The organism is Bradyrhizobium sp. BR 1432 (genome assembly GCF_051547705.1).
Classification (GTDB): Bacteria; Pseudomonadota; Alphaproteobacteria; order Rhizobiales; family Xanthobacteraceae; genus Bradyrhizobium; species Bradyrhizobium zhanjiangense.
In genome coordinates this window covers 1,752,650-1,776,014 of record NZ_JBPUGF010000003.1, presented here as the reverse complement: position 1 = coordinate 1,776,014, position 23,365 = coordinate 1,752,650, and the positions used below count along the sequence as shown (strand labels likewise).

The following is a 23,365-nucleotide window of genomic DNA, read 5'->3' as shown; positions in this document are numbered from 1 at the left end:
CCGGGCTACGGCATCTATTTCCCCGGCACCGTGCTCGCGCCCTCGCCGAGATCCCGCTGCATCATCACCGTATCCAGCCAGCGGCCGAATTTCAGCCCGACATTGGGATGCGTGCCGATCATCTTGAAGCCGCTCTTGGTGTGAACGCCGATCGAGCCGGCATTGGCGGAATCGCCGATCACGGCGATCATCTGGCGGAAGCCACGCGCCTCGCATTCGGTGATCAGCCGCTCCAGCAGCAGCGAGCCGACACCGCGGCGGTGGAACGAGGGATCGAGATAGATCGAGTTCTCGACCGTGAAGCGATAGGCCGGCCGCGGCCGGTAGGCCCCGGCATAGGCATAGCCGGCCACGCGACGATCGAGGATGGCGACGAAATAGGGATAGCCGCCGTCGATCAGCGCGCGATAGCGCCGCGTCATCTCGGCAAGGTCGGGCGGCTCCAGCTCGAACGTCGCGGTGCCCTCGCGGACGGCCTGCTGATAGATGGCGGTGATGGCGGGAAGGTCGGCCTCGGTGGTGGGCCTGATTTCAGGTGCGGACATGGCGGGAAGGATAGAGGCTTCCCGCGGCGGCTGGAAGGGGCTCCGCTGCTTCTCCGGCGTCATTGCGAGCCACCGGGTCCGCGCAACGCGCGGCCCGATGACAGGCTCCGCGAAGCAATCCAGAAATGCATCCGTGAAGGCACTCTGGATTGCTTCGTCGCAAGAGCTCCTCGCAATGACGGTGCCTGTGGGTACAGCCCGGCCCAAACAAAAACCCCGGCCCTTCGGCCGGGGTTCATGTCGTTCCCTCGTCCTGGCGTTAGTCGCGCTGGCCGAGGAGCTGCAGCAGCAGCGTGAACAGGTTGATGAAGTTCAGGTACAGCGACAGCGCGCCGGTGATGGCCGCACGCTCTGCGATGTCACCGCCGGCCGAGGCGTAGCCGTAGATGTAGTCGTTCTTCAGCCGCTGGGTATCCCAGGCGGTGAGGCCCGCGAACACCAGCACGCCGACCACCGATACGATGAACTGCAGCATTGAGCTCGCCAGGAACAGGTTCACGAGGCTCGCGATGATGATGCCGATCAGGCCCATGAACAGGAACGAGCCCATTCCGGTCAGGTCACGCTTGGTGGTGTAGCCGTAGAGGCTGAGCGCACCGAAGGTCGCCGCGGTGATGAAGAACACCCGCACGATCGAGGTGTGCGTGAACACCAGGAAGATCGACGACAGCGAGATGCCCATCAGTGCCGAGAACACCCAGAACAGGATCTGGGCGGTCGAGGGTGCCAGGCGGTTGATGCCCGCCGAGATCACGAACACCATCGCGAGCGGCGCCAGCATGAACAGCCACTTGAGCGGACTCACGAACATCGCGTAGCCGAACGGCGTCAGGAACAGCTTGCCGACACGGACGGCTTCCGGCGTCGGGACGTCCGTCACGGCGGCCATGTAGACGCCGAGCGCGGCAAGGCCCGTGATGGCCAGGCCGATGCTCATGTAATTGTAGATGCGCAGCATATAGGCGCGCAGGCCGGCATCGACCGTCGCGGCGTCAACACGCCCGGCGGCCCTGCCGAAAGGAGAAGCGTAGTTACGGTCTAGGTCCGACATGGTCGAATTCCCGTTGGTTGGTCCGGTCCGGCATGAGGGTCGCCACGCCGCCGGTTCGTCAGTTCTATCTCGGATACCGATCCCAGCCGACTAAATTTTGGCTCACAATCGGGGCTCCGAACCCACTCGATATGTGGGAAACTAACACATTCGCTGCAACCGTCCACGCGCGGCCGAATGTCGCCCTCGGCCACAATCCTGACGGGCGGACGTGGTTAATCGCAGGAATCGTGCGATTCCGCTCCCGCGCCGCTACCTTTTGTCACAAATTCCGCAACACCGTCGCGGGCTTTTTGTTCAACGCGAGCAGCGTGCCGGCGAGCCCGAGCCCGACTGTGACGACGAGCGCGGCCGCGACCACGCCGGCGGCGCTGCCGGCCTGCCAAACGAAACTCAGCGTCATCAGCCGCGTCACGATCATCCAGGCCGCGATGCTGCCGGCGATCACGCCGAACATTGCGGTGGCGAGCCCGATCAGGAGGTATTCGAGCGCATAGGCGCCGAGCAGCCGCAGCCGCGTCGCGCCCAGCGTCTTCAGGATCACCGCATCATAGACCCGGTGGCGATGGCCGGCGGCGAGCGCCCCGCCGAGCACCAGGATCGCCGAGATCAGGGTCACCGCACTGGCGCCGCGGATCGCGAGCGCCAGGTTGGTCACCACCGAGCCGACCGTCTCCATCACCTCGCGCACGCGCACGCTCGTCACCATCGGATAGGCGTCGGCTACCTGCTTGATGATCTTGCCGTCGCCCGCAGCGTTGCTGCCGGCTTCGGTCAGCGTTGCGATATGGGTATGCGGCGCGCCCTTGAAGGCGTTCGGCGAGAAGACGAGGACGAAATTGATGCCGAGCCCCTGCCAGTCGATGGTGCGCAGATTGCCGATTCTAGCCGGGATGTCACGGCCAAGCACGTTGACCACGATCTCGTCGCCGAGCTTGAGGCCGAGTCCGTCGGCGATCTTCTTTTCGATCGAGACCAGCGGCGGCCCGGAATAGTCGGCGCTCCACCATTCGCCCTCGACCACCTTGGACCCCTTCGGCAGCTCGCCGGTGTAGGTCAGGCCACGGTCGCTTTGCAGCACCCATTCGGAATCGGTCGAGGGCTTGAGCTCCTCGGCGCGCAACCCGCGCGCGCCGACGATGCGGCCGCGCAGCATCGGCACGTCCTCGACCTTGGCGCCGGGGGCAATCTGGCGCAGATAGAGGTCGAACTGCTCGGCTTGCGCGCTCGGGATGTCGATGAAGAAGAACGATGGCGCCTGCTCGGGAAGCGACGCCAGGAACTGGCGGCGCAGATTGCCGTCGATCTGGGTGATGGTGACCAGCACGGCGAGCCCGAGCCCCAGCGACAGCACGACGGACGGCGTCAGCGCGCCCGGCCGGTGGATGTTGGCGATAGCCAGCCGCAGCATCGGCAGCCGCGTCCGCGGCAGGTGCCGTGCGATGGTCATCAGCAGCGCGGCGATGCCGCGCAGCAGGGCGAACACGACGACGGAGGAGGCGACGAACACCACGGCGATGCGCTTGTCGAAGGACAGGCCGATCACGACGGCGACGAGCAGGACGATCACGACGCCCATGAACACCAGATAGCCTAAGCGCGGCCGGTGCCATTCCGAGCTGATGGTGTCGCGAAACAGCGCGGCCACCGGCACGTCGTGGACGCGGCCGAGCGGCCGCAGGCCGAAAGCCAATGCGGTGAGCAGGCCATAGACGAAGGACAGCGCTAGCTCGTCGGCATGCACGGCCGGCACCACCGGCAGCGGCAACAGCTTGCCGAACAGGCCGACGATGGCGAAGGGCATCGCGGCGCCGAGCGCAAGGCCGATCACCGAGCCGATCGCGGCGAGCAGGATGACCTGCGCGAGATAGATGCCGAACACGTCGCGGCCGGTGGCGCCGACGGCCTTGAAAGCCGCGATCACCTCGAGCCGGCGGTCGATATGGCTCTTGACGGCATTGGCGACGCCGACGCCGCCGACCAGCAGCGCGGCGAGGCCGACCAGCGTCAGGAACTGAGTGAAACGGTTGATGTTGCGCTCGAGCTGCGGCGAGGCGTTGGAGCGGCTGCGGATCTCCCAACCGGCCTGCGGCGCCGCGTTGCGCGCATCAGTGATAAAGGTTTCGGTGGCGCGTTCGCTGTTGGCGGCGTCAGGCAGCTTCACCCGGTAGACCCAGCGCACCAGGCTGCCGGGCTGGATCAGGCCGGTGGCGCGCAGGCCCGCCTGGCTGATCAGGAAGCGCGGGCCGAAGCCGATGCCGCCGGCGAGCTTGTCGGGTTCGGCCTCGACGGTGCTGCGGATCTGGAACGTCGCCGAGCCGATGGTGACGCGATCGCCGGTCTTGAGCGAGAGCCGCGCCAGCAGCGTCGGATCGGCGGCGGCGCCAAACGCGCCGTCATGCTCGGCGAGGAGATCGGACATCGGCAGCGGCGGCGCCAGTTTCAGCTGGCCGAGCATCGGATAGCTGTCGTCGACCGCCTTCATCTCGACCAGCGCGAGCTTGCCATCAGTCGAGCGCGCCATGCCGCGCAAGGTCGCGGCGGTCGACACGGTGCCGCGCGAGCGCAGGAAGGCGACCTCTTCCGGCTTGGCCTCGCGCTGGAACAGCACGAACGAGACGTCGCCGCCGAGCAGCGTGCGGCCTTCGCGCGCAAGACCGTCGGAGAGGCTCGCCGAGACCGAGCCGACGCCGGCGATCGCCATCACGCCGAGCGCGATGCAGGCGATGAAGACGTAGAAGCCGCGCAGGCCTCCGCGCAATTCGCGCAGCGCGTAGCGCAGTGACAGCGCGACGGCACCAGGCCTCGCGAACGATTCGGCAGCCGTGCTCATGCGGGCGCGGACTGCGTGTCGATGCGCCCGGAGCGCAGGCGGATGACGCGATCGCAGCGATGCGCGAGCGAGGAATCGTGCGTGACCAGCACCAAGGTCATGCCGCGCTCGGCATGCTTGCTAAACAGGAGATCGATGATCTGCTTTCCGGTTGTCTCATCCAGATTGCCAGTCGGCTCGTCGGCGACGAGGATCGCCGGATCGGGCGCCAGCGCGCGCGCCAGCGCAACGCGCTGCTGCTCGCCGCCGGAGAGTTGCGTCGGATAGTGATGCAGGCGATCGCCGAGCCCGACCGATTGTAGCTCCTGCGCCGCGCGCGTTGCGGCATCGGGATTGCCGGCGAGCTCGAGCGGCACGGCGACGTTCTCAAGCGCCGTCATGGTCGGGATCAGATGGAAGGACTGAAAGACGATGCCGACCTGGCGGCCGCGGAAGCGGGCCAGCGCATCCTCATCGAGGGCATTGAAAGGCGTGCCGTTGACCACCACCTCTCCGCTATCAGGACGCTCCAGCCCCGCCATCACCATCAGCAGCGTGGATTTGCCCGAGCCTGACGGGCCGATCAGGCCGATCGTCTCGCTCCGGCCCACGCGCAGGCTGATATCCTTGAGGATGTGAACGCGTGCCGCGCCCGTGCCCAATGAGAGATTGACGTTGTAGATGGCGATGGTGTCCGCCGTGGTGGCGGCGAGCGAAGAGGTTTCGATGCGACTGTCCATGGTCCGGTCATATGGCAACTCCGCTGGCGCGGTCGAGAGGCGTTACGGATTGTTCATGCACATAGCCGTGTTGATGTTCGCTTTGATGACGGCCATCACGACGGCCTCGGCGCAGGGGCAGAAGCCGATCAAGCTTGTCGTTCTCGGCGATTCCCTGAGCGCCGGTCTCGGCCTGCCGGCCCAGGACGCATTCCCCCAAAAGCTCCAAAAGGCCTTGCAGACCAAGGGCATAGCGGTCGACATGATCAATGCCGGGGTGTCCGGCGACACATCCTCCGGCGGCCGCGACCGGCTCGATTGGTCGGTGCCTGAAGGAACCGAGGCCGTCATCGTCGAGCTCGGCGCCAACGACGCGTTGCGCGGCATCGATCCCGATTTGACGCGCGCCGCGCTGAGCGACATCGTTCAGCGGCTCAAGGCGCGCAAGATCGCGGTGCTGCTGTGCGGCATGCTGGCGCCGCCGAATTACGGCGCCGATTACGCCGCGCGCTTCAATTCGATTTATCCGGAGCTGGCGAAAAAATTCGACGTGCCGCTCTATCCGTTCTTCCTCGATGCCGTCGCAGCCGACGTCAAGCTCAACCAGGCCGACGGCATTCATCCGACCGCGGCCGGCGTCGACATCATCGTCGAAAGGATGATGCCCACCGTCGAGGCATTCCTTGGCACGATCGCTGAGCAACGGCGTTGAAAAGCAGGCAGCGCTAACCGTAATTCCCAGGGTTTTATCGGGGTGAGGCGGGCTAAGCTTCGCAGAGTCACACAACTGCGATAGGAATCAGGGTAGCGGTGATTCGTCGCCGGCTCTAATTTGGTTATGGTCCTGCTTCCCAGGGGCTGTACCCAAGCATCGGGAGTGCGAAACGATGCCGCGTTTGTTCACTGGTCTGGAAATTCCGGCCGAGATCGGCCAGTCGCTTTCCAACTTGAGGGGTGGCCTTCCCGGCGCCCGCTGGATCGATCCCGAAAATTATCACGTCACCTTGCGCTTCATCGGCGATATCGACGGTGTCTCCGCCAACGAGATCGCCTCGATGCTGTTTCGCGTCGACCGCAAGCCGTTCGAGGTGAAGGTGCAGGGCCTCACGAGTTTTGGCGGCCGCAAACCGCGGGCAGTCGTTGCGACGATCGCGCCGAGCAAGCCGCTGATGGAATTGCAGGCCGAGCTCGAACGCATGATGCAGCGGATCGGTCTCGATCCTGAAGGCCGCAAGTTCATCCCGCATGTCACGCTGGCCCGGCTGCACGACGCATCCGATCGCGACGTCGCCGACTATCTCTCGCTGCGCGGCTACTTCCCGAGCAAGGCGTTCATGGCGGAGCGCTTTGTTCTGTTCTCGTCCCGCGCTTCAACCGGCGGCGGCCCGTATGTCGTCGAGGACGCTTACGAGCTGTGCGCGTAGCTCGCTCTCGTGCCCCGGCCGTAGAGCCGGGGCCCAGCGCTCAGCGATGAACGAAATTTGGCGATGAACGAAACGGTGGGTCCCGGATCAGCGCGTCCGGGACACGAATCCGCATACCCCATCCACCAATTCACGGCTTGCAATTTCCGCCGGTCTCTGGCGGTAAGGGGCCATGCTCACGACCCCAAGTTCCCCGTTCAGCGAAGCCTATCAGGCCGAGATCGCGTCCGGCGCGATCGAGCCCGATGCCGCGCAGGCCGAAGTCGCCGAGGCCTATGCGGCGCTCGACCTGCGGCTCGCGACTTACAAGCCGCAGCGCAAGCAGGGCCTGCTCAGCCGCCTGTTCAGCAGTGACAAGGACGAGGCGCCGCGCGGGCTCTACATCCATGGCGAGGTCGGTCGCGGCAAGACCATGCTGATGGACCTGTTCTTCCAGTACAGTACCGTCGAGCACAAGCGCCGCGCGCATTTCCACGAGTTCATGGCGGAAGCGCATGAGCGCATCTATGACTATCGCCAGGGCATCGCGCGCGGCGAGATCGCCGACGGCGACGTCATCGCGCTGACCGCGAACGCGATCTTCGAAGAGAGCTGGCTGCTCTGCTTCGACGAATTCCATGTCACCGACATCGCGGACGCGATGATCCTCGGCCGTCTGTTCGCAAAGCTGTTCGAGCTCGGCACCGTCGTGGTCGCGACCTCCAACGTCGCGCCCGACGATCTCTATAAGGGCGGCCTGAACCGGTCGCTGTTCCTGCCTTTCATCAAGCAGATCACCGACCACATGGATGTCGCGCGGCTCGATGCGCGTACCGACTTCCGCCTGGAGAAGCTTCAGGGCGTGCCGATGTGGCTGACGCCGGCCGACGTTGATGCGCATGCCGCGCTCGACCGCGCCTGGTCGAAGATGAGCGGCGGCGCCCGATGCAAGCCGCACGACATTTCGATCAAAGGCCGCATCCTGCACGTGCCGTGCTCGGCCCATGGTGTGGCGCGGTTCTCGTTCGCCGATCTCTGCGAGAAGCCGCTTGGGGCATCGGACTACCTCAGGCTCGCGCACGACTATCACACCATCCTGGTCGACCATATTCCAGTGATGGACTTCTCCCAGCGCAACGCCGCCAAGCGCTTCATCACGCTGATCGACACGCTCTATGACAATGCGGTGAAGTTGATGGCCTCGGCCGATGCCAATCCGATCTCGCTGTACCTCGCCACCGAAGGCAACGAGGCCAACGAGTTCAAGCGGACCGCGTCACGCCTGATCGAGATGAGCTCGGAATCCTATCTGGCGCTGCCCCACGGCCGCAAGGATTCCACCGCCAGCGGCTCGACCAAGGGCCTGGTGGAGACTTAAGTCCTATTTGCCAGCGCTGTCATTCCGGGGCGCGCGTTAGCGCGACCCCGGAATCGATCGCGCCACCAACTCTGCAGCTCAATGGATTCCAGGCCTGCGCCTGTCGGCGCATCCCGGAATGACGGACCGGGTATGGCTGCTATCGCGGCAAGCCCGACAAATGGGCATCCACCGACTTGAACGGGGGAGACGAAAGGGATAACCACCCGTCTCAGTTTTCCCCTCCTTACGTGTCTAAAGGACAGGTTCACATGGCGCGCGACAAGATTGGTTTGATTGGCTCCGGCCAGATCGGCGGAACGCTGGCTCACCTCATCGGCCTGAAAGAATTGGGCGACGTCGTGATGTTCGACATCGCCGAGGGCGTGCCGCAGGGCAAGGCGCTCGACATCGCGCAGTCCTCGCCGGTCGACGGCTTTGACGCGCACTACAGCGGCGCGAACTCCTACGAAGCGCTCGACAACGCAAAAGTCTGCATCGTCACCGCCGGCGTGCCGCGCAAGCCCGGCATGAGCCGCGACGACCTCCTCTCCATCAACCTCAAGGTCATGGAGCAGGTCGGTGCCGGCATCAAGAAGTACGCCCCCGACGCTTTCGTCATCTGCATCACCAACCCGCTCGACGCGATGGTGTGGGCGCTTCAGAAGGCCTCGGGCCTGCCGCACAAGAAAGTCGTCGGCATGGCCGGCGTGCTGGATTCGGCGCGCTTCCGCTACTTCCTGGCCGACGAGTTCAACGTCTCGGTCGAGGACGTCACCGCCTTCGTGCTCGGCGGCCATGGCGACACCATGGTGCCGCTGGTGAAGTACTCCACCGTCGCCGGCATCCCGCTGCCCGACCTCGTCAAGATGGGCTGGACCTCGCAGGCGCGTCTCGATGAGATCGTCGACCGCACCCGCAACGGCGGCGCCGAGATCGTCAACCTGCTCAAGACCGGCTCGGCCTTCTATGCGCCGGCGGCGTCCGCGATCGCGATGGCCGAGAGCTATCTGCGGGACAAGAAGCGCGTGCTGCCCTGCGCCGCCTACCTCAACGGCGAGTACAGTGTGAAGGACATGTATGTCGGCGTGCCCGTCGTGATCGGCTCCAAGGGCGTCGAGCGCGTGGTCGAGATCGAGCTCGCCGGCAAGGACCGCGAGGCCTTCGACAAGTCGGTAGGCGCCGTGCAGGGCCTGGTCGACGCCTGCAAGAAGATCGCCCCCGATCTTCTCGGCCGCTAATCGCCAGCAATTCCCGCCGAAGCCCGAAAACCGGTCTTCGGCGGTTTCATTTCCGGGGCCCGGGTGTCCGGGCGGGCTCCGGACCAGAGATCTCGAAGTCAAAGAATCCGGGTTGCAGTTCCTGTGGTATATGGTATGCCAGCCACAAGACTGAGGTGGGCCCTTGAGGTCACCGCCCGCGGGTTCAGGGAGCGACCATATGAATATCCATGAGTACCAGGCCAAAGCGCTGCTGAGCGAGTTCGGCGTGCCGATTTCCAAGGGCGTGCCTGTCCTTAAGCCCGCTGACGCGGAAGCCGCCGCCAAGGCGCTGCCGGGTCCGGTCTGGGTGGTGAAGAGCCAGATCCACGCCGGCGGCCGCGGCAAGGGCAAGTTCAAGGAAGCCTCGGCCGGCGATAAGGGCGGCGTCCGCATCGCCAAGTCGGCCGCCGAGGTCTCCGAATTCGCCAAGCAGATGCTGGGCGCCACGCTCGTGACCGTGCAGACCGGTCCCGCCGGCAAGCAGGTCAACCGCCTCTACATCGAGGACGGCTCCGACATCGACAAGGAATTCTACCTCTCGATCCTGGTCGACCGCGAGACCTCGCGCGTCTCCTTCGTCGTCTCGACCGAGGGCGGCGTCAACATCGAGGAGGTCGCGCACAACACGCCTGAGAAGATCGTGACCTTCTCGGTCGATCCCGCGACCGGCGTCATGGGCCATCACGGCCGCACGGTTGCGAAGGCGCTGAACCTGTCAGGTGATCTCGCCAAGCAGGCCGAGAAGCTCACCGCGCAGCTCTACGCCGCCTTCGTCGCCAAGGACATGTCGATGCTGGAGATCAACCCGCTGGTCGTGACCAAGCAGGGTCAGCTCCGCGTGCTCGACGCCAAGGTCTCGTTCGACGACAACGCGCTGTTCCGTCACCCCGAGGTGCTCGCGCTGCGCGACGAGACCGAGGAAGACGCCAAGGAAATCGAGGCGTCGAAATACGATCTCAACTACGTCACGCTCGACGGCAATATCGGCTGCATGGTCAACGGCGCCGGTCTTGCCATGGCGACGATGGACATCATCAAGCTCTACGGCATGTCGCCGGCCAACTTCCTCGACGTCGGTGGCAGCGCCAGCAAGGAAAAGGTTGCGGCCGCCTTCAAGATCATCACCGCGGATCCCAACGTGAAGGGCATCCTGGTCAACATCTTCGGTGGCATCATGAAGTGCGACGTGATCGCCGAGGGCGTCACCGCCGCCGTGCGCGAGGTCGGCCTCAGCGTCCCGCTGGTGGTCCGCCTCGAAGGCACCAATGTCGAGCTCGGCAAGAAGATCATCCGTGAATCCGGCCTGAACGTGGTGCCGGCCGACAATCTCGACGACGCCGCGCAGAAGATCGTGAAGGCCGTCAAGGGAGGCTAAGGCCATGGCCCAGGACCATCTCGCCGCATCATCTCCGCTCCCCGAGCACACGCGCCTCGCCGCGTTCGCCGGCGAATGGAATGGCGAAGAGATGGTCTTTCCGTCGCGTTGGACGGAGGGCGGACCGGCCACCTCGCACGTCGTCGCGCGCATGGACCTCAACGGGTTCTATCTGATCCAGGACTCGGTCCAGATGCGCGACGGCAAGCAGATCTTCGCCACCCACGGCATCTTCACCTACGACCGCGACGATCGGACCTACAAATTGTTCTGGTACGACTCGCTCGGCTACACGCCGCCCTCGCCCGCCTCCGGCGGCTGGGTCGGCAAGACCCTGACGCTGGTGCGCGGCTCGCTCCGCGGCAATGCGCGCCACGTCTACGAGATCATCGACGACAATTCCTATTCGTTGAAGATCCAGTTCTCGCCGGACGCGGAAGGCTGGGCCGACGTGCTCACCGGCGTCTACCGCCGCATCCACTGACCTCTCACTCGTTAGTTCGCGAAAGCAGATCTCATGTCCATCCTGATCGACAAGAACACCAAGGTCATCTGCCAGGGCTTTACCGGCAAGAACGGCACCTTCCACTCGGAGGCCGCGCTTGCCTATGGCACCAAGATGGTCGGCGGCACCTCGCCGGGCAAAGGCGGCGCGACCCATCTGGGCCTGCCGGTGTTCGACACCGTGCGCGAGGCGCGTGAGAAGACCGGCGCCGATGCGTCGGTGATCTACGTGCCGCCGCCGGGTGCGGCGGACGCGATCTGCGAAGCCATCGATGCCGAGATCCCGCTGATCGTCTGCATCACCGAGGGCATTCCGGTCGTCGACATGGTGCGCGTGAAGCGCTCGCTGATCGGCTCCAAGTCGCGCCTGATCGGGCCGAACTGCCCGGGCGTCATGACCGCCGGCGAGTGCAAGATTGGCATCATGCCGGCCAACATCTTCAAGACCGGCAGCGTCGGCATCGTCTCCCGCTCCGGCACGCTGACCTATGAAGCCGTGTTCCAGACCTCCCAGGAAGGCCTCGGCCAGACCACCGCGGTCGGCATCGGCGGCGACCCGGTCAAGGGCACCGAGTTCATCGACGTGCTGGAGATGCTGCTCGCCGACCCCAAGACCGAATCGATCATCATGATCGGCGAGATCGGCGGTTCCGCCGAGGAAGACGCCGCCCAGTTCCTCAAGGACGAGGCCAAGCGCGGCCGCAAGAAGCCGATGGTCGGCTTCATCGCCGGTGTCACGGCACCTCCCGGCCGCCGCATGGGCCATGCCGGCGCGATCATCTCGGGCGGCAAGGGCGATGCCGGTTCCAAGACCGAAGCGATGAAATCGGCCGGAATCACCGTCTCTCCGTCGCCCGCGCGCCTCGGACATACGCTTGCCGAAAAGTTGAAAGGCTAATTCACTTCTTCGTGCTTTTCCGGGCGAAGTTTCGCAGCAAATAGGGTAAAGGGTGCCTGTCGCGCCGAGCCTCTGCCGGGAGCTCGGCGCCAGCGCCGTTTGTTATGCGCGAACCGAAATCGCCAGGAACTCCAGTATGTCTCGCCAGGACGCGAACGCAGCCTTTGCCCTCTCATCCTTTTTGCAGGGCACCAACGCCACCTACATCGACGAAATCTACGCCCGCTACGAGAAGGATCCGTCCTCGGTCGACGCCGAATGGCGGGAGTTCTTCAAGAGCCTGAACGACCAGCCCGGTGACATCAGCAAGAACGCCGAAGGCCCGTCCTGGGAGCGCGCCAACTGGCCGCTGACCCCACAGGACGACCTCACCTCGGCCCTCGACGGCAATTGGGCCGAAGTCGAGAAGGCGGTCGGCGGCAAGATCGCCGCCAAGGCGCAGGCCAAGGGGGCCGGCCTCTCGTCCGCCGACCTGCTCCAGGCCACGCGCGACTCCGTCCGCGCGCTGATGCTGATCCGCTCCTACCGCATGCGCGGTCATTTCCACGCCAAGCTCGATCCGCTCGGCATCGAAGCCCCGCGCAACCGCGAAGAGCTCGACCCGCGCACCTACGGCTTCAGCGAAGCCGATTTCGACCGCAAGATCTTCCTCGATCACGTGCTCGGTCTCGAATACGGCACCCTGCGCGAGATCACCGCGATCTGCGAGCGCACCTACTGTCAGACGCTCGGCGTCGAGTTCATGCATATCAGCAATGCCGCGCAGAAGGCCTGGATCCAGGAGCGCATCGAGGGGCCGGACAAGGAGATCTCGTTCACCCGCGAAGGTCGCAGAGCCATCCTGATGAAGCTGATCGAGACCGAAGGCTTCGAAAAATTCTGCGACACCAAGTTCACCGGCACCAAGCGCTTCGGTCTCGACGGCGGTGAATCGCTGATTCCCGCGCTGGAGCAGATCATCAAGCGCGGCGGCAATCTCGGCGTGAAGGAGATCGTGCTCGGCATGCCGCATCGCGGCCGCCTCAACGTGCTGACCCAGGTGATGGGCAAGTCGCACCGCGCGCTGTTTCACGAGTTCAAGGGCGGCTCCGCCAACCCGGAGGACGTCGAAGGCTCCGGCGACGTCAAGTATCACCTCGGCGCTTCCTCGGACCGCGAGTTCGACGGCAACCGCATCCATCTGTCGCTGACTGCGAACCCCTCGCATCTCGAGATCGTCGATCCCGTCGTGCTCGGCAAGGTCCGCGCCAAGCAGGACCAACACGGCGATCCGCCGGACATGCGCATCTCCGTCATGCCGCTGCTGATGCACGGCGACGCGGCGTTCGCCGGCCAGGGCGTGGTCGCGGAGTGCTTCGGCCTGTCCGACCTGAAGGGCTACCGCACCGGCGGCTCGGTGCACTTCATCGTCAACAACCAGATCGGCTTCACCACCTATCCGCGCTACTCGCGCTCCTCGCCCTATCCGTCTGACGTGGCGAAGATGATCGACGCGCCGATCTTCCACGTGAACGGCGACGATCCGGAAGCCGTCGTGTTCGCGGCCAAGGTTGCCACCGAGTTCCGGCAGAAGTTCCACAAGCCCGTCGTCATCGACATGTTCTGCTACCGCAGGCATGGCCATAACGAGGGCGACGAGCCGGCCTTCACCCAGCCGGTGATGTACAAGAGGATCGCGGCCCATCCCTCGACGCTGGAGCTCTACTCGCGGCGTCTGGTCAGCGAAGGCGTGATCACCGAGGGCGAGGTCGACAAGGCCAAGGCCGATTGGCGCGCGCGGCTCGATGCCGAGTTCGAGGCCGGCACGTCCTACAAGCCGAACAAGGCCGACTGGCTCGACGGCAAATGGGCGGGCTTCAAGATCGCCGATCAGGAGGAGGATGCGCGGCGCGGCGTCACCGGCGTCGATCTCCCGATCCTCAAGGACATCGGCCGCAAGATCACCAAGGTGCCGGACGGCTTCCGCGTCCACCGCACCATCCAGCGCTTCCTGGAAAACCGCGCCAAGGCGATCGACAGCGGCAATGGTATCGACTGGGCGACCGGCGAGGCGCTGGCGTTCTGCACGCTACTCCATGAAAACCATCACGTCCGTCTGTCGGGACAGGATTCGGAGCGCGGCACCTTCTCGCAGCGTCACTCGGTCCTGATCGACCAGGAGGACGAGAGCCGCTACACGCCGTTCAACCATCTCGGCAGCGAGCAGGGCCATTACGAGGTCATCAACTCGCTGCTGTCGGAAGAGGCCGTGCTCGGCTTCGAATACGGCTATTCGCTCGCCGAGCCGAACACGCTCACGCTGTGGGAAGCCCAGTTCGGCGACTTCGCCAACGGCGCGCAGGTCGTGTTCGACCAGTTCATCTCCTCGGGCGAACGCAAATGGCTGCGCATGTCCGGCCTCGTCTGCCTCTTGCCGCACGGCTATGAGGGCCAGGGACCGGAGCACTCCTCGGCGCGTCTCGAGCGTTACTTGCAGATGTGTGCGGAAGACAACATGCAGGTGGTCTACCCGACCACGCCGGCGAACTACTTCCATGTGCTGCGGCGCCAACTCCACCGCGAGATCCGCAAGCCGCTGATCATGATGACGCCGAAGTCGCTGCTGCGTCACAAGCGGGCGGTGTCGCGTCTCGAAGAGCTCGCGAAGGGCACGAGCTTCCACCGCATCCTCTATGATGACGCCCAGATGCAGCCGAACGAGGCGAGCAAGCTCGTCCCGGACGAGAAGATCCGCCGTATCGTGCTCTGCTCCGGCAAGGTCTATTACGACCTCTACGAGGAGCGCGAGAAGCGCGGCATCGACGACATCTATCTGATGCGCGTCGAGCAGCTCTATCCGGTGCCGCTGAAGGCGCTGGTGGTCGAGCTGTCCCGCTTCAAGAAGGCGGAAGTGGTGTGGTGCCAGGAAGAGCCCCGCAACATGGGTGCTTGGCACTTCATCGAGCCCTATCTGGAATGGGTGCTGAACCAGGTGCACGGCGCGAGCCGGCGTCCGCGTTATGTCGGACGCGCCGCTTCCGCCGCGACCGCCACGGGTCTGATGTCCAAGCATCAGGCGCAGCTGAAGGCGTTCCTGGACGAAGCACTGAGCTAGGCAATTTTAGACTGAATCATGCCCCGCCTTGTGCGCAGTTGCGTAACTAGGGCGGGGCATCCAGTACTCTGCGGCGTTCGTTCTGATCACCAACGTCGCGGCGTACTGGATCGTTCGCCCCCGTGCGGAATTGCGCACAAGGCGGGCGATGACACCCGAGAATTCATGACCGCATTGGCGATCCCCTTAAGGAAGAGACCATGACTGAAATTCGAGTGCCGACGCTCGGCGAATCCGTCACCGAGGCCACCATCGGCCGCTGGTTCAAGAAGGCCGGCGATCCCGTCGCCGTCGACGAGCCCTTGGTGGAGCTCGAGACCGACAAGGTCACCATCGAAGTCCCGGCGCCCTCCGCAGGCACGCTGAGTGAGATCATCGCCGCCGATGGCGTGACCGTCGCGGTCGGTGCGCTGCTCGGCCAGATCACGGAAGGCGCGGGTGCTGCAAAGCCCGCTGCTGCTCCCGCGAAGCCCGCCGCTGCTCCGGCTCCCGCTGCAGCCGCTGCTGCACCGGCCCCGGCCGCGAAGGCGCCGCCGGCCGATGCGCCGCTGGCCCCGTCGGTGCGCAAGCTGTCGGCCGAGACCGGCATCGACGCCTCAACCGTTCCGGGCTCCGGCAAGGACGGCCGCGTCACCAAGGGCGACATGCTCGCCGCGATCGAGCGTGCGGCGTCCGCGCCGACCCCGGTCAACCAGCCCGCCGCCGCCGTTCAGGTCCGCGCGCCGTCGCCGGCCGATGACGCCGCCCGCGAAGAGCGCGTCAAGATGACCCGCCTGCGCCAGACCATCGCGCGCCGGCTCAAGGACGTGCAGAATACCGCGGCCATGCTCACGACCTTCAACGAGGTCGATATGACCAACGTCATGGCGCTGCGTGCCCACTACAAGGACGCATTCGAGAAGAAGCATGGCGCTAAGCTTGGCTTCATGGGCTTCTTCACCAAGGCCGTCGTGCAGGCGCTGAAGGACATCCCGGCCGTCAACGCCGAGATCGACGGCAGCGACCTGATCTACAAGAACTATTACCACGTCGGCGTTGCCGTCGGCACCGACAAGGGCCTTGTCGTCCCCGTGGTGCGCGACTGCGACCACAAGTCGATTTCCGACATCGAGAAGAGCATCGCTGATTTCGGTCGCCGCGCCCGCGACGGCCAGCTCAAGATCGACGAGATGCAGGGCGGCACCTTCACCATCACCAATGGCGGCATCTACGGCTCGCTGATGTCGACCCCGATCCTGAACGCGCCGCAGTCCGGCATTTTGGGCATGCACAAGATCCAGGAGCGGCCGATGGTCGTCGGCGGCAAGATCGAGGTCCGCCCGATGATGTACCTCGCGCTGTCCTACGATCATCGCGTGATCGACGGCAAGGAAGCCGTGACCTTCCTGGTCCGCGTCAAGGAGAGCCTGGAAGATCCGGCGCGCCTGGTGCTGGACCTCTGATCCCTGATGCTCTGCGAGCGCCGTCGCAACGAAACGCGACGGCGCATGTCGAACCATGGAGGCGCGCATGACGGATAAAGTCGTTGTCATCACCGGCGGCAGCCGCGGCATCGGGCGGGCGACTGCGCTTGCGGCGGCCGCGCGCGGCTTCCGCGTCGTGGTCGGCTACGCCAGCAACAAGCAGGCTGCGGACGAGGTCGTGGCCGCGATCGAAGCTAGGAACGGCAAGGCCATCGCGGTGAAATGCGATGTCGCGGAGGAAAGCGACATCCTCGAACTGTTCAAGCAAGCCGACAAGTTCGGCACGCTGGGCGCGCTCGTCAACAATGGCGGCATCGTCGGCAAGAGCGGCGTGCGCGTCGACGAGATGTCGGCCGAGCGCATCCAGCGCGTGATGGCGGTGAACGTCACCGGCTCCATCCTCTGCGCGCGCGAGGCGGTGAAGCGGATGTCGACCAAGCATGGCGGCAAAGGCGGCGTCATCGTCAACCTGTCGTCGGTCGCGGCCAAGCTCGGCTCACCCAATACCTATGTCGATTATGCGGCCTCCAAGGGCGCGATCGATTCCTTCACCATTGGGCTCGGCTATGAGGTTGCGGGCGAAGGCATCCGCGTCGCAGGCATCCGCCCGGGCCTGATCGATACCGACATCCACGCCGCCGGCGGTGAGCCTGACCGCGCCCACCGTCTGGCCCATCTGGTGCCGATGAAGCGCGTCGGCACCGCCGACGAAATCGCCAACGCCATCGTCTGGCTGATCTCGGACGAGGCCTCCTACGTCACCTCAGCCATTCTCGATGTGTCCGGCGGACGCTGACGCGCCGCGCGGACGCTGACACATCCTCACGCTAAACCTACGGGACTTTCTCTCATGGCTACCTACGATCTCGTCGTCATCGGCACCGGACCGGGCGGATATGTCTGCGCGGTGCGCGCAGCCCAGCTCGGCATGAAAGTCGCCGTGGTCGAAAAGAACGCCACGCTCGGCGGCACCTGCCTCAATGTCGGTTGCATGCCGTCGAAGGCGCTGCTGCACGCGTCCGAAATGTTCGAGGAAGCCGGCCATTCGTTCGCCAAGATGGGCGTCAGCGTTTCCGCGCCGAAGCTCGATTTGCCCTCGATGATGAATTTCAAGCAGCAGGGCATCGACGGCAACGTCAAGGGCGTCGAGTTCCTGATGAAGAAGAACAAGATCGACGTGCTCAAGGGCACCGGCAAGATCTTGGGCACCGGCAAGGTCGGAGTCTCCGCCGACGGCAAGGCACAGATGGTCGAGACCAAGAACATCGTGATCGCAACCGGCTCGGACATCGCGCGTCTTAAGGGTATCGAGATCGACGAGAAGCGCATCGTCTCCTCGACCGGCGCGCTGTCGCTGGAGAAGGTGCCCGGCAGATTGCTGGTCATTGGTGCCGGCGTGATCGGGCTCGAACTGGGCTCTGTGTGGCGCCGGCTCGGATCCGAGGTCATGGTGGTCGAATTCCTCGATCGCATTCTGCCCGGCATGGACGGCGAGGTCGCACGGCAATTCCAGCGGATGCTCGAAAAGCAGGGATTTGCATTCAAGCTGGGTTCGAAGGTCACCGGCGTCGAAGCCAACAGCAAGGCGTTGCTCGCGAAAATCGAACCGGCTGCCGGCGGTGCCGCCGAGACCATTGAAGCCGACGTCGTTCTGGTCTGCATCGGCCGCACGCCCTACACCGACGGGCTCGGTCTGAAGGAGGCCGGCGTCGCGCTCGACGCGCGCGGCCGGGTCCAGATCGATCCGCATTTCGCCACCAGCCTGAAGGGCGTCTACGCCATCGGCGACGTCGTCGCAGGACCCATGCTCGCGCACAAGGCCGAGGATGAGGGCGTGGCGGTCGCCGAGATCATCGCCGGGCAAGCCGGCCACGTGAACTACGATGTCATTCCCGGCGTCGTGTATACCACGCCGGAAGTGTCCTCCGTCGGCAAGACCGAGGAGGAACTCAAGCAAGCCGGCGTCGCCTATACCGTCGGGAAGTTTCCCTTTACCGCCAACGGCCGTTCCAAGGTCAATCAGACCACCGACGGTTTTGTGAAGATTCTCGCAGATGCGAAGACCGATCGCGTGCTCGGCGTGCACATTATTGGCCGCGAAGCCGGCGAAATGATCCATGAAGCCTGCGTTCTCATGGAATTTGGCGGCAGTGCGGAGGATCTCGCCCGCACCTGCCACGCGCATCCGACCCGCTCGGAAGCGGTCAAGGAAGCCGCGCTTGCAGTCGGCAAGCGGGCCATCCATATGTAGCCACGGCCCGAGCCGAATCGGGCGGGACAACACATGCTGCGCCGCCTTCTTCAACCGGTCTGGGTCCTGCTTGCGATCGTCTTCCTGATCGAAGCCTGGCTGTGGGACCATCTCGAGCCGATCGTTGCAAAAGCCGTCGCAGCCATCCCGCTCGCGCGCTTCAAGCAATGGCTGACGGAGCGCGTCGATGCGCTGTCGCCGGCCATGACGCTGATCGTGTTCGCGGTCCCCATCATCCCGCTGTTTCCGCTCAAGCTGGTCGGCCTGTGGCTGCTCGCGCACGAATACTGGACCAGCGCGGTGTTCACGATCGTGTTCGCGAAGATGCTCGGCGTCGGCGTCACCGCCTTCGTATTCGACGTGACGCGCGACAAGCTTCTGGAGATGCACTGGTTCGAGCGGATCTATGAGCTCGTGCTGAAAGTGCGCGCCAAGGCCGCCGAGCTGGTCGATCCGATCAAGCGGCGCATCCGCGAGCTGATCACCGGCAACGGGGAGGGGTGGTCGTCACGGACGCTCCGCCTGATCCAGCGTTTCAGGAAGAGCGTGCACGAGGCGCGGTGACTCTCACCACGATGGCGTCGCGTAGCCCGGATGGAGCGCAAGCGTAATCCGGGACGGTCGCCCCGCATTCCGCTGCGCTCCATGCGGGCTACAAGCGCAGCCTCAGCCCCTCAATGCAAATGCAAGAGATGCGGCCACCACAGGCCGAGCGCAGTCATGATCAGGCCTGCGAGCGTCAGCACGCCGCTGACATAAGCGAGCGCGAACATGCCGGTGATGATGGTGGCTGACGCCAGCACGATGCCGATCTGGAACGCGGCCGAGGCCAGCTCGAAGTGATGGTACTTCGCGGTCGCCTCGTCGCGTTCGTGCTCGGCATGCTTGGCCTTCTCGGCGAGCTGCTCGGTGCCTTCGCCGGTCTCGGGCTCGGAGCGGTAGCGCTGCGCGGTCTTGGTCCAGTCGTCGACCTGTTTCTGCACCGTCGCCTTCATGGCGTCGTCGGTCGTGCCACCCAGCGTCAGCTTGCCCTGCTCGGCCGCGGTCGCCACCACGGTGCGGCGGATGCTCTTGGCCTGAAAGAACGCCCAGAGATTGGCGGCCTCGACGTTCTTGCTGATCGATTCGGTCTGGGCGCCCTTGCCGAGCGTCTCCGAGATCGCCAGGAACAGCGCCAGAACCGCGATCAGGAGCGCGATCTTCTTGTTCGAGCCGGACGCGTGTTCGGCGTGCTCGGCATGCTCCATGCTTTCATGTGCGCTCATATGTCCTCCTGCTCGGTTCCGCAACGATTGACCGAACCGCGTGCGCCGCGCAAGAGGCACGCGCGTTATGACATCAGTGTGTCACCGCCGCGGATGCGCGCTCGCATAGACTTCGAGCAGCCGCTCGGAATCGATGCCGGTATAGACCTGCGTGGTCGAGAGCGAGGAATGGCCGAGCAGTTCCTGGATGGCGCGTAAGTCGCCGCCGCGCGAGAGCAGATGCGTGGCGAAGGAATGGCGGAGCGCGTGCGGGGTGGCGCTGTCGGGCAGGCCGAGTGCGCCGCGCAGCCGTTCCATCGCGAGCTGGATGATGCGCGGGCTCAAGGGCCCTCCGCGCGCGCCGACGAAGATCGGCCCCTCGGCGGGCAGGGGATACGGGCACATCGCAACGTACTCTTGCACGAGCTCGAGCACGTTCTGCAGCACCGGCACCATGCGGGTCTTGTTGCCTTTGCCTGTCACGACGAGCACGTCGCCTTCGCCCGGACGCGGCACCTCGCGGCGCTTCAGACCGAGCGCCTCGGAGATGCGCAGGCCCGAGCCGTACAAGAGCGCCATCACCGCAGCATCGCGTGCCAAAATCCACGTCTCGCGTTCCTCGCCGGCGCGTTCGTCGGCATCGGCAAGCCGTTTGGCCGACGCCATCGGCAGCGGCTTGGGCAGGCTTTTCGCGACTTTTGGCGCGCGGATTGCGGAGAGCGCGCCGACCTTGCCCTTGCCTTCGCGCTCGAGAAAGCGGCCGAACGAGCGCAGGCCCGCCAGCGCGCGCATCAGCGAGCGGCCGGCAATGTCATCGGCCCGGCGCATCGCCATGAAGGCGCGCACGTCAGTGGCCTCCAGCGCAGCGAAGCGCGCCAGCGTGACGCGCTCGCCCCAATGAGAGCAGAGAAAATCCAGGCATTGCCGCAAGTCGCGGCCATAGGCCTCCAGCGTCTTCGGCGACAGCCGCCGCTCGGCGCCGAGATGCGACAGCCAGCGCGCCATCTCCTGCGCGATCGAGGGATCGGCGCTGGCGAGCTCGATGGGTGGGGCGGCCGCTTTGCTCATGCGCTCTGGACGTGGTGATTCCGCACAGTATATCGCATCACACTCGTTTATCGTTCGCTAAGGCCGCCCCACGGCGCTAGCCTCGAGGCCCCAGGTTCCGATTCTCCACCCATGGATCACACACCGCGCAGCCCCGCCACCGCCAACGCGACCCGCATGGTCGACGTGCTGGTGCCGGTCGCGCTCGACCAGACCTATTCCTACAAGGTGCCGCGCGGCATGGAGCTGAAGGCCGGCGATCTCGTCGGCGTGCCGCTCGGCCCGCGCGAGGTGCTGGCCGTGGTCTGGGCCGAAACGCCAATCCCGATCCGCGCCTGCACAACCGTCTCAAGGAGGTCAGCGAAAAGCTCGACATCCCGGCTTTGAAGCCGGAGCTGCGCTCGGTCGTCGACTGGGTCGCCAATTACACGCTGAGCCCGCGCGGCATGGTGCTGCGCATGTGCCTGCGTATGGGCGAGAATCTCGGCCCGGAGCGGGCGCGCCCCGGCGTGCGCCTGGTCGGCGATCCCCCGAAGCGGCTGACGCCGGCGCGGCAGCGGCTGATCGCGGTGCTGGCGGACCGGCTGCTGCACGGCAAGTCCGAAGCCGCCAACGAGGCGGGCGTCTCGGCCGGCGTGATCGACGGCCTGGTCGACGAAGGCACGCTCACGGTCGAACCGATGCCGCCGCCGCCGCCGCCGCCCGCACCCGATCCGGATTTTGGCCGGCCGGATTTCACACCGCTCCAGCGCGCCGCGGTCGATACGATGCGCGCGCTCGCCGCCAACGGCACCTTCCACGTCGCGCTGCTCGACGGCGTCACCGGCTCGGGCAAGACCGAGGTCTATTTCGAGGCGGTCGCGGAAGCCATTCGTCGTGGCAGACAGTCGCTGATCCTGATGCCGGAGATCGCGCTCACCGGCCAATTCCTCGACCGCTTCGCGCAGCGCTTCGGCGTGCGGCCGATCGAATGGCATTCGGAGCTGACGCCGCGCACCCGCGCGCGCAATTGGGCGGCGATCTCCGCAGGCAGCGCGCCGGTCGTGGTCGGCGCGCGCTCGGCGCTGTTTCTGCCTTACGCCAATCTCGGCCTCATCGTCGTCGATGAGGAGCACGACCAGGCCTACAAGCAGGATGACGGCGTGCATTACCACGCCCGCGACATGGCGGTGGTGCGCGCGCATATCGCCAAAATTCCGGTCGTGCTGGCCTCCGCGACGCCGTCGGTCGAGTCCGAGGTCAATGCGCGCAAGAACCGCTACCAGCGCATCGCGCTGCCCTCGCGCTTCGGCGGCCAGCACATGCCGCATATCGAGGCGATCGATCTGCGCCGCGAGCCGCCCGCGCGCGGCCGCTTCATCTCGCCGCGGCTTGCGGGCGAGATCAAGATCGCAATCGAGCGGCGCGAGCAGGCGCTGTTGTTCCTCAATCGCCGCGGCTATGCGCCGCTGACGCTGTGCCGTGCCTGCGGCCATCGCTTCGCCTGCACCATCTGCGATGCCTGGCTGGTCGATCATCGCTTTCGTCAGCGCCTGGTCTGCCATCACTGCGGCTTCTCGATGCCGCGTCCGCACATCTGTCCGAACTGTTCGGCGGAAGAATTGCTTGTGGTGGTCGGGCCCGGCGTCGAGCGCTTGCAGGAGGAGGCGGCCGCGCTATTTCCGGACGCGCGCACCATGGTGCTGTCGAGCGATCTCATCACCTCGATCGAGACGATGCGCAGCGAGCTCGCCGAGATCGCGGAGGGGCGTGTCGACATCATCATCGGCACGCAGCTAGTGGCAAAAGGCCACAACTTCCCGCGACTCAATCTGGTCGGCGTGGTCGATGCGGATCTCGGCCTCTCCAACGGCGACCCGCGCGCGGCGGAACGTACCTGGCAATTGCTCAACCAGGTGATCGGCCGCGCCGGGCGCGAGCAGGGCCGCGGCGTCGGCTATCTCCAGACCCACCAGCCCGATCATCCCGTGATGAAGGCGCTGATCGCCTGCGACCGCGAGGCCTTTTACGACAGCGAGATCGACCTGCGCGAACGCACGCTCATCCGCCGTTCGGCCGGCTCGCGAGCCTGATCATCTCCGCGGGCGACCGCCCGAGCGCGGAAGGTTTCGGCCGCCGGCTGGTGGCGCTGGCGCCGCGCGACGAGCGCGTGGTGGTGCTGGGGCCTGCGGAAGCGCCGCTCGCGGTCATCAAGGGCCGCTACCGCTTCCGCATCCTGGTGAAATCGGCCCGCGGCTTCGATCTGTCGGACTATTTGCGCAACTGGCTCGCCGTGTGCCCGAAGCCGAAGGGCAATCTGAAGCTCGAAGTGGATGTCGATCCGCAGAGCTTTTTATAGTC

General features: G+C 65.3%; 18 protein-coding genes and 1 pseudogene. 13 read left to right on the top strand and 6 right to left on the bottom strand.

Annotated features, from left to right (window positions below):
• Positions 1 to 14 precede the first annotated feature (14 nt).
• The 4 genes from ACSKB8_RS08435 to ACSKB8_RS08420 all read right to left on the bottom strand — a co-directional run bounded on the left by ACSKB8_RS08435 (position 15) and on the right by ACSKB8_RS08420 (position 5,148).
• Positions 15 to 545, bottom strand: coding sequence for a GNAT family N-acetyltransferase (locus ACSKB8_RS08435; protein WP_128930647.1), 531 nt, complete (start codon positions 543 to 545; stop codon positions 15 to 17).
• A gap of 259 nt (positions 546 to 804) precedes the next feature.
• Positions 805 to 1,596: a Bax inhibitor-1/YccA family protein gene (locus ACSKB8_RS08430; protein ID WP_025575992.1), complete on the bottom strand. Its 792-nt coding sequence runs from the start codon at positions 1,594 to 1,596 to the stop codon at positions 805 to 807.
• Between the two features lie 262 nt (positions 1,597 to 1,858).
• A complete protein-coding gene (locus ACSKB8_RS08425) occupies positions 1,859 to 4,429 on the bottom strand; it encodes an ABC transporter permease (protein WP_438103598.1) in 2,571 nt (856 codons plus the stop codon).
• Positions 4,426 to 5,148 carry an ABC transporter ATP-binding protein gene (locus tag ACSKB8_RS08420; protein WP_438103597.1) on the bottom strand — a complete coding sequence of 241 codons (723 nt, stop codon included), beginning with the start codon at positions 5,146 to 5,148 and terminating at the stop codon, positions 4,426 to 4,428. Before ACSKB8_RS08420 ends, ACSKB8_RS08425 begins: the two co-directional genes overlap by 4 nt.
• A gap of 55 nt (positions 5,149 to 5,203) precedes the next feature.
• Between ACSKB8_RS08420 and ACSKB8_RS08415 the strand changes: the two genes are divergently transcribed.
• From ACSKB8_RS08415 to ACSKB8_RS08360, 12 genes are all read left to right on the top strand, one after another.
• Positions 5,204 to 5,839 carry an arylesterase gene (locus tag ACSKB8_RS08415; protein ID WP_438103596.1) on the top strand — a complete coding sequence of 212 codons (636 nt, stop codon included), beginning with the start codon at positions 5,204 to 5,206 and terminating at the stop codon, positions 5,837 to 5,839.
• Between the two features lie 175 nt (positions 5,840 to 6,014).
• A complete protein-coding gene (gene thpR, locus ACSKB8_RS08410) occupies positions 6,015 to 6,551 on the top strand; it encodes an RNA 2',3'-cyclic phosphodiesterase (protein ID WP_091893084.1) in 537 nt (178 codons plus the stop codon).
• A gap of 172 nt (positions 6,552 to 6,723) precedes the next feature.
• Positions 6,724 to 7,908, top strand: coding sequence for a cell division protein ZapE (zapE, locus tag ACSKB8_RS08405; protein ID WP_438103595.1), 1,185 nt, complete (start codon positions 6,724 to 6,726; stop codon positions 7,906 to 7,908).
• Positions 7,909 to 8,159: 251 nt separating this feature from the next.
• Entirely contained in the window at positions 8,160 to 9,128 is a 969-nt protein-coding gene (gene mdh, locus ACSKB8_RS08400; RefSeq protein WP_438103594.1) for a malate dehydrogenase, read from the top strand.
• A 199-nt stretch (positions 9,129 to 9,327) separates the two neighbouring features.
• Positions 9,328 to 10,524, top strand: coding sequence for an ADP-forming succinate--CoA ligase subunit beta (sucC, locus tag ACSKB8_RS08395; protein ID WP_091893090.1), 1,197 nt, complete (start codon positions 9,328 to 9,330; stop codon positions 10,522 to 10,524).
• A 4-nt stretch (positions 10,525 to 10,528) separates the two neighbouring features.
• The gene (locus ACSKB8_RS08390; protein ID WP_091893092.1) at positions 10,529 to 11,008 is read left to right on the top strand and encodes a DUF1579 family protein; all 480 of its coding nucleotides are present in this window, start codon (positions 10,529 to 10,531) and stop codon (positions 11,006 to 11,008) included.
• A gap of 33 nt (positions 11,009 to 11,041) precedes the next feature.
• Positions 11,042 to 11,926 (top strand): succinate--CoA ligase subunit alpha, encoded by an 885-nt coding sequence (gene sucD, locus ACSKB8_RS08385; protein WP_091893094.1) that lies wholly within the window; start codon positions 11,042 to 11,044, stop codon positions 11,924 to 11,926.
• Positions 11,927 to 12,062: 136 nt separating this feature from the next.
• Positions 12,063 to 15,020, top strand: a complete 2,958-nt coding sequence (locus ACSKB8_RS08380) for a 2-oxoglutarate dehydrogenase E1 component (protein WP_091893096.1) — start codon at positions 12,063 to 12,065, stop codon at positions 15,018 to 15,020.
• A 200-nt stretch (positions 15,021 to 15,220) separates the two neighbouring features.
• Entirely contained in the window at positions 15,221 to 16,462 is a 1,242-nt protein-coding gene (gene odhB / locus ACSKB8_RS08375) for a 2-oxoglutarate dehydrogenase complex dihydrolipoyllysine-residue succinyltransferase (RefSeq protein WP_438103593.1), read from the top strand.
• Positions 16,463 to 16,529: 67 nt separating this feature from the next.
• Positions 16,530 to 17,279, top strand: a complete 750-nt coding sequence (locus ACSKB8_RS08370; protein ID WP_370990238.1) for an SDR family oxidoreductase — start codon at positions 16,530 to 16,532, stop codon at positions 17,277 to 17,279.
• 54 nt (positions 17,280 to 17,333) lie between these two features.
• Positions 17,334 to 18,734 (top strand): dihydrolipoyl dehydrogenase, encoded by a 1,401-nt coding sequence (gene lpdA, locus ACSKB8_RS08365; protein WP_370990237.1) that lies wholly within the window; start codon positions 17,334 to 17,336, stop codon positions 18,732 to 18,734.
• A gap of 33 nt (positions 18,735 to 18,767) precedes the next feature.
• Positions 18,768 to 19,298 carry a hypothetical protein gene (locus ACSKB8_RS08360; protein WP_370990236.1) on the top strand — a complete coding sequence of 177 codons (531 nt, stop codon included), beginning with the start codon at positions 18,768 to 18,770 and terminating at the stop codon, positions 19,296 to 19,298.
• A gap of 110 nt (positions 19,299 to 19,408) precedes the next feature.
• Here the strand turns inward: ACSKB8_RS08360 and ACSKB8_RS08355 are convergent, their stop codons facing one another.
• Positions 19,409 to 19,999 carry a DUF4337 domain-containing protein gene (locus tag ACSKB8_RS08355; protein ID WP_128942448.1) on the bottom strand — a complete coding sequence of 197 codons (591 nt, stop codon included), beginning with the start codon at positions 19,997 to 19,999 and terminating at the stop codon, positions 19,409 to 19,411.
• 81 nt (positions 20,000 to 20,080) lie between these two features.
• Positions 20,081 to 21,046 carry a tyrosine recombinase XerC gene (locus tag ACSKB8_RS08350; protein WP_091893108.1) on the bottom strand — a complete coding sequence of 322 codons (966 nt, stop codon included), beginning with the start codon at positions 21,044 to 21,046 and terminating at the stop codon, positions 20,081 to 20,083.
• A 111-nt stretch (positions 21,047 to 21,157) separates the two neighbouring features.
• Between ACSKB8_RS08350 and ACSKB8_RS08345 the strand changes: the two are divergent.
• Positions 21,158 to 23,363: pseudogene (locus ACSKB8_RS08345) on the top strand (primosomal protein N').
• Positions 23,364 to 23,365: the final 2 nt, after the last annotated feature.